At 69.4% G+C, this 5913-nt stretch carries 7 protein-coding genes; 6 read left to right on the forward strand and 1 reads right to left on the reverse strand.

Annotation, left to right across the window (positions count from 1 at the left end):
* A partial coding sequence (locus H0U68_RS12850) for a putative DNA-binding domain-containing protein (RefSeq protein WP_296356165.1) occupies nucleotides 1–681 on the forward strand: 681 nt, incomplete at its 5' end.
* Complete coding sequence (locus H0U68_RS12855) at nucleotides 678–1175, forward strand: DoxX family protein (protein ID WP_296356167.1); 498 nt, start codon at nucleotides 678–680, stop codon at nucleotides 1173–1175. The genes H0U68_RS12850 and H0U68_RS12855, both read left to right, overlap by 4 nt.
* Here H0U68_RS12855 and H0U68_RS12860 read toward each other — a convergent pair.
* Nucleotides 1165–2367: an ammonium transporter gene (locus H0U68_RS12860; protein ID WP_296356169.1), complete on the reverse strand. Its 1203-nt coding sequence runs from the start codon at nucleotides 2365–2367 to the stop codon at nucleotides 1165–1167. The genes H0U68_RS12855 and H0U68_RS12860 overlap by 11 nt on opposite strands.
* Before the next feature lie 262 nt (nucleotides 2368–2629).
* On the opposite strand from H0U68_RS12860, the gene H0U68_RS12865 reads away from it, so the two are divergent.
* The 4 genes from H0U68_RS12865 to H0U68_RS12880 form a co-directional block, all read left to right on the forward strand.
* Entirely contained in the window at nucleotides 2630–3766 is a 1137-nt protein-coding gene (locus H0U68_RS12865) for a homoserine O-acetyltransferase (RefSeq protein ID WP_296356171.1), read from the forward strand.
* Nucleotides 3763–4347 (forward strand): methionine biosynthesis protein MetW, encoded by a 585-nt coding sequence (metW, locus tag H0U68_RS12870; RefSeq protein ID WP_296356172.1) that lies wholly within the window; start codon nucleotides 3763–3765, stop codon nucleotides 4345–4347. The genes H0U68_RS12865 and metW overlap by 4 nt, the downstream gene beginning before the upstream one ends.
* Nucleotides 4348–4478: 131 nt before the next feature.
* The gene (locus tag H0U68_RS12875) at nucleotides 4479–5354 is read left to right on the forward strand and encodes a chromate resistance protein ChrB domain-containing protein (RefSeq protein ID WP_296356174.1); all 876 of its coding nucleotides are present in this window, start codon (nucleotides 4479–4481) and stop codon (nucleotides 5352–5354) included.
* Nucleotides 5351–5913: chromate transporter (locus H0U68_RS12880; RefSeq protein ID WP_296356175.1), on the forward strand; the 563-nt coding region annotated here is incomplete at its 3' end. The genes H0U68_RS12875 and H0U68_RS12880, both read left to right, overlap by 4 nt.

Below are 5913 nucleotides of genomic sequence, written 5' to 3' on the forward strand. Positions count from 1 at the left end.
CTGCGCGCCTACCGCAGCAGCGGCCGCGAACTGGCCTGCCGCGCGCTCGCCGGCGCCTACCCCGTGACCGCGCAGCTGCTCGGCCAGGAGAACTTCGGCGCGCTGGCGGTCAGCCTGTGGCTGCGGCATCCACCTGGCCGCGGCGATATTGCGCAGTGGGGTGCGCAGCTGGCCTCGCACGTCGAAATGTTGCCCGACCTGGCCGCCGAAGAACCCTACCTGGCCGATGTGGCGCGGCTCGAATGGGCACTGCACGGCGCCGCGACGGCTGCCGATGCCGAGCGCGACGTCGCCTCGTTCGCGCTGCTGATGGAGCAGGAGCCCGCGCAGCTGCGCCTGCGGCTGTGTCCCGGCGCCGCCGGCATCGGCAGCCAATGGCCGGTGGCCAGCATCGTGCTTGCGCATCTGCACGGCGAGCCCTCGCTCGAACAGGCCGGCGAACGCTTGCGCGCGCGGGTCGCCGAAAGCGCGCTGGTCTGGCGCGATGGCGTGCGCCCGCGGGTGCGCCCGCTGGATTCGGCCGAAGCGCCCTTCATCGCGTCGCTGCTGCACGGCGACAGCCTGGACGCCGCCCTGCAAGCGGCGCCGCAACTCGATTTCAATGCCTGGCTGGCCGGCGCCGTGCAAAGCGGCCTGGTGCTGGGCACCGACATCTCGGCCCTTGGGGAGGACACACCATGAACAACGGCATCCATGCATCCTGGCTCGGCCGCGCAACGGCCCTGTGGCAGCGGCTTTCCGCCGCGCTCGACGCATTGCAGCCGGCCGCGGCACTGGCCGCGCGCCTCTACGTCGCGCAGGTGTTCTTTCTGTCCGGGCTGACCAAGATCCGCGACTGGGACACCACGCTCGCGCTGTTCGCCGACGAATACAAGGTGCCGCTGCTGCCGCCGGTGATTGCCGCGCCACTGGGCACCGCGGGCGAGCTGGTGCTGCCGGTGCTGCTGGTGCTGGGCCTGGGCGGGCGTTTCGCCGCGCTCGGCCTGTTCGTGGTGAACGCGGTGGCGGCGCTGTCGCTGCCGGACATCGCACCGGCAGCCTTGCAGCAGCACGTGTTCTGGGGCGCGCTGCTGGCCGGGCTGGCGATCTACGGGCCGGGCGGATGGTCGCTGGACCGCTGGGTCTGGCCGCACCTCGCGGGCGCACCGACCGCGACCCCGACGCCTACCAGTTGACCTCGCGCTCGGGCGTGGAGCCGATCTTGTGGATCGCGAGGTCGGCGCCCTCGTATTCCTCTTCCGGCGACAGCCGCAGCCCGAGCGCCGCCTTCAGCACGCCGTAGACGGCGAAGCCGGCCACCAGTGCCCAGGCCACGCCCATGGCGGTGCCGATCAGCTGCGCGCCCAGGCTCACGCCGCCCAGCCCGCCCAGCGACTTGGTGCCGAAGATGCCCGCGGCGATGCCGCCCCACAGGCCGCACAGGCCGTGCAGCGGCCACACGCCCAGCACGTCGTCCACCTTCCACTTGTTCTGCGTGAGCGTGAACATCGAGACGAACACCACGCCGGCGATGGCACCCACCGCGAGCGCGCCCAGCGGGTGCATCAGGTCCGAGCCCGCGCACACCGCCACCAGGCCGGCCAGCGGGCCGTTGTGCACGAAGCCCGGGTCGTTGCGGCCCAGGATCAGCGCGGCCAGCGTGCCGCCCACCATCGCCATCAGCGAATTCACCGCGACCAGTCCGGAGACCTTGTCGATGGTCTGCGCGCTCATCACGTTGAAGCCGAACCAGCCCACCGTGAGGATCCAGGCGCCCAGCGCCAGGAACGGGATGTTGGACGGCGGGTGGGCCGAGATCGCGCCGTCCTTGCGGTAGCGGTTGGCACGCGCGCCCAGCAGCAGCACCGCCGGCAGCGCCAGCCAGCCGCCCACCGCGTGCACCACCACCGAGCCGGCGAAGTCGTGGAACTCCTCGCCGGTAAGCGACTTGATCCAGGCCTGCACGCCGAAGCGCTGGTTCCAGGCCACGCCCTCGAACAGCGGATAGACCAGCCCCACGATGATGGCGGTGGCGATCAGCTGCGGCCCGAAGCGCGCCCGCTCGGCGATGCCGCCGGAGATGATGGCCGGGATGGCGGCAGCGAACGTGAGCAGGAAGAAGAACTTCACCAGCTCGTAGCCGTTCTTCGCGATCAGCTGGTCGGCGCCCACCAGGAAGCTGGTGCCGTAGGCCACGCCGTAGCCGACCAGGAAATACGCGACGGTGGACACCGAGAAGTCCACCAGGATCTTCACCAGCGCATTGACCTGGTTCTTCTTGCGCACCGTGCCCAGCTCCAGGAAGGCAAAGCCCGAGTGCATGGCCAGGACCATGATGGCGCCCAGCAGGATGAACAGGACGTCCGAGCCCTGTTTTAGTGCTTCCATGAAAACCTCTTTGGGTGAAATGCTTGTGATTGGTGCGCTTTCGCCCGCAAACCTGCGGGCGCACCAAAAGCAAGCAAGAAGCGCGCCTCAACCGTGCATGCCATTGGCGGGCAGCGGTTGCCACTGGCCGGAGGCCGGTTGATATACTCCGCCCCAGCGCCGATTTGCCTCAGCTTGCGGGCGCTCAATAAGTTCAGCTAAAGACAAGAGCGCGATCACCCGGCCTCGTCTTGCAGCGAGCCCGGGTTTTTCTTTTTCCGCCATGCCATTGATCGCGACGCCACAGTCCCTGCATTTCGCCGAGCCGCTCGCGCTGCAAAGCGGCGCCTCGCTGCGCGACTACCGCCTGGCCTACGAAACCTACGGCACGCTCAACGCCGACAAAAGCAACGCGGTGCTGATCTGCCACGCGCTCAACGCGTCGCACCACGTGGCCGGCGTGTACGAAGGCCAGGAGAAGTCCGAAGGCTGGTGGGACACCATGATCGGGCCCGGCAAGCCGGTGGACACCGACCGCTTCTTCGTCATCGGCGTCAACAACCTGGGCTCGTGCTTTGGCTCCACCGGGCCGATGCATGCCAACCCCGACACCGGCCGCATCTGGGGCGCGGACTTCCCGGTGGTGACGGTGGAAGACTGGGTCGACGCGCAGGCGCGCCTGCTGGACCGGCTGGGCGTCGCGCGGCTGGCGGCGGTGATGGGCGGCAGCCTGGGCGGCATGCAGGCGCTGTCGTGGACCTTGCGCTACCCCGAGCGCGTGGCGCACGCGGTGGTGGTGGCCAGCGCGCCCAACCTGAACGCCGAGAACATCGCCTTCAACGAGGTGGCGCGCCGCGCCATCGTCACCGACCCGGACTTCCACGGCGGCCATTTCTACGAGCACGGCGTGGTGCCCCGGCGGGGCCTGCGCATCGCCCGCATGATCGGCCACATCACGTACCTGTCGGACGACGTGATGAACGAGAAATTCGGGCGGCAGCTGCGCGAAGGGCTCACGCTGAAGTACAGCACCCAGGACATCGAGTTCCAGATCGAAAGCTACCTGCGCTACCAGGGCGACAAGTTCAGCGAGTACTTTGATGCCAACACCTACCTGCTGATCACGCGCGCGCTCGACTATTTCGATCCGGCGCGCGGCCATGACGGCAACCTGGCGAAAGCGCTGGCGGCGGCCACCGCGAAATTCCTGCTGGTGAGCTTCACCACCGACTGGCGCTTCGCGCCGGCGCGAAGCCGCGAGCTCGTCAAGGCGCTGCTGGACAACAACCGCGACGTCAGCTACGCCGAGATCGCCGCGCCGCACGGGCACGACGCGTTCCTGCTGGAGGATGCGCGCTACCTGGGCGTGGTGCGCTCCTATTTCGAGCGCATCGCGCGCGACCTGGGAGCGGCGCAATGAGCGAACGCACCGTGCTGCATTCCATCGCCCGCCTGGTGCCCACCGGTGCGCGCGTGCTCGACCTGGGCTGCGGCGACGGCGCGCTGCTGGACCTGCTGCAGCGCGAGCGCGGCTGCAGCGGCTACGGCATCGAGATCGACGACGACAACGTGCTGGCCTGCGCCAAGCGCGGCGTGAACGTGATCCAGCTGAACCTGGAAGAAGGCCTGTCGATGTTCGACGAGGGCTCGTTCGACGTGGTGCTGCAGATCGACACCCTGCAGCACCTGCGCAACGCGGAAACCATGCTGCGCGAGACGGCGCGCGTGGGCAAGGTCGGCATCGTGGCATTCCCCAATTTCGCGCACTGGCCCAACCGCCTGTCGGTGCTGCGCGGGCGCATGCCGGTCACGCGGCGCCTGCCCTACCAGTGGTACGACACGCCCAACATCCGCGTGGGCACCTTCAAGGATTTCGAGGTGCTGGCCACCAGGAACCGCCTGAGCATCCTGGACGCCTTCGGCCTGCAGGGCGGCGGCGAGCGGCGCTTCCTGCCCAACCTGACTGCCAGCACGGCGGTGTTCAAGTTCGAGCGGGGCTGAAGTACAGGGGTTGAAGTACGGCGCGGCATCGCTGCTAAGATGCCACGCACGGGATCACAGCCTCCCGGATCTTCTCGGAGATGAGACGGTGTCCCGTCCAAGCGCTGGGCAACTCGCATGGAGTTTCTTCAATGGACACCGCCCAGGATCTCTCGATTTCCCGTTCCCGTTTGCATTCCCTCATTGGCCGCGCCGATGCGCCGCTGGTGCTCGACGTGCGCCGCCCGCCCCGCTTCAACGACAGCGACCAGCTGGTCGCCGGCGCTCGCCACTGCGCACCGGATGACGTCGAGGCCTTCGCGCGCAGCCAGGCGCCGCGCGAGGCGGTGGTGTATTGCGTGCACGGCCACGACGTCGGCCGCGACGCCGCACTGGCATTGCGCCGCGCCGGCTGGACCGCCCATTTCCTGGCCGGCGGGCTGGAAGGCGGCGAGGATGGCGTGGACGCCGCCGGCGACATCGCGCAATGGCGCGCGCAGCCCCTGCCCACGATCCGCAAGCGCCCCGACCTGGGCGTGACCGGCGAGCGGCCGTCGCGCTGGATCACGCGCGCGCGGCCGAAGATCGACCGCATCGCCTGTCCCTGGCTGGTGCTGCGTTTCATCGATCCGCAGGCCGAATTCTTCTATGTGGCCACCGAGCGCGTGCTGGACGAAGCGCGGCGCCTGGACGCCGTGCCGTACGACATTCCCGGCGCGCCGATCAGCCATGCGTGGGAGCGCTGCAGCTTCGACGCGCTGCTGCAGGCCTTCGGCCTGCAGGACCCGGCGCTCGAGGCGCTTGCGCTGATCGTGCGCGGCGCCGACACCGATCGGCTGCGCCTGGCACCCGAGGCGGCCGGCCTGCTGGCCGTGTCGCTCGGCCTGTCCGCATTGCACGCGGACGACGACCACGCCATGCTGCGCGCCGCATTGCCGGTGTACGACGCGCTGTACGCCTGGTGCGCCACGGCGCGCGGCGAAACGCACCAGTGGCTGGCGCACGAAGCCACGGAGGCCGGCGCTTGAACACCATTCCGTTCCACGAAGCGCTGCGCTTCTGGCTGCGGCTGGGCTTCATCAGCTTCGGCGGGCCGGCCGGGCAGATCGCCATCATGCACCGCGAGCTGGTGGAGCAAAAGCGCTGGATCTCCGAGCGGCGCTTCCTGCATGCGCTGAACTACTGCATGGTGCTGCCCGGCCCCGAGGCGCAGCAGCTGGCCACCTACATCGGCTGGCTGATGCACCGCACCTGGGGCGGCGTCGTGGCCGGCGGCCTGTTCGTGCTGCCCTCGCTGTTCATCCTCATCGCGCTCAGCTGGATCTACGTGGCCTTCGGCAATGTGGACTGGGTGGCCGGCCTGTTCTACGGCATCAAGCCCGCGGTGGCGGCCATCGTGCTGCAGGCCGTGTGGCGCATCGGCAGCCGCACGCTGAAGGACCCGCGCAGCACGCCGCTGCCGTGGCTGATCGCCGTTCTCAGCTTCGTTGCCATCTCGGTGCTGCGCATCCCGTTCCCCTGGGTGGTGCTGGCCGCGGCGCTGGCGGGCGCGGCCGGCGGGCGCTGGGCGCCGGCGCAGTTCGGCGC

The sequence above is a fragment of the Ramlibacter sp. genome (assembly GCF_013697775.1).
In the GTDB taxonomy this organism is placed as follows: domain Bacteria; phylum Pseudomonadota; class Gammaproteobacteria; order Burkholderiales; family Burkholderiaceae_C; genus Ramlibacter.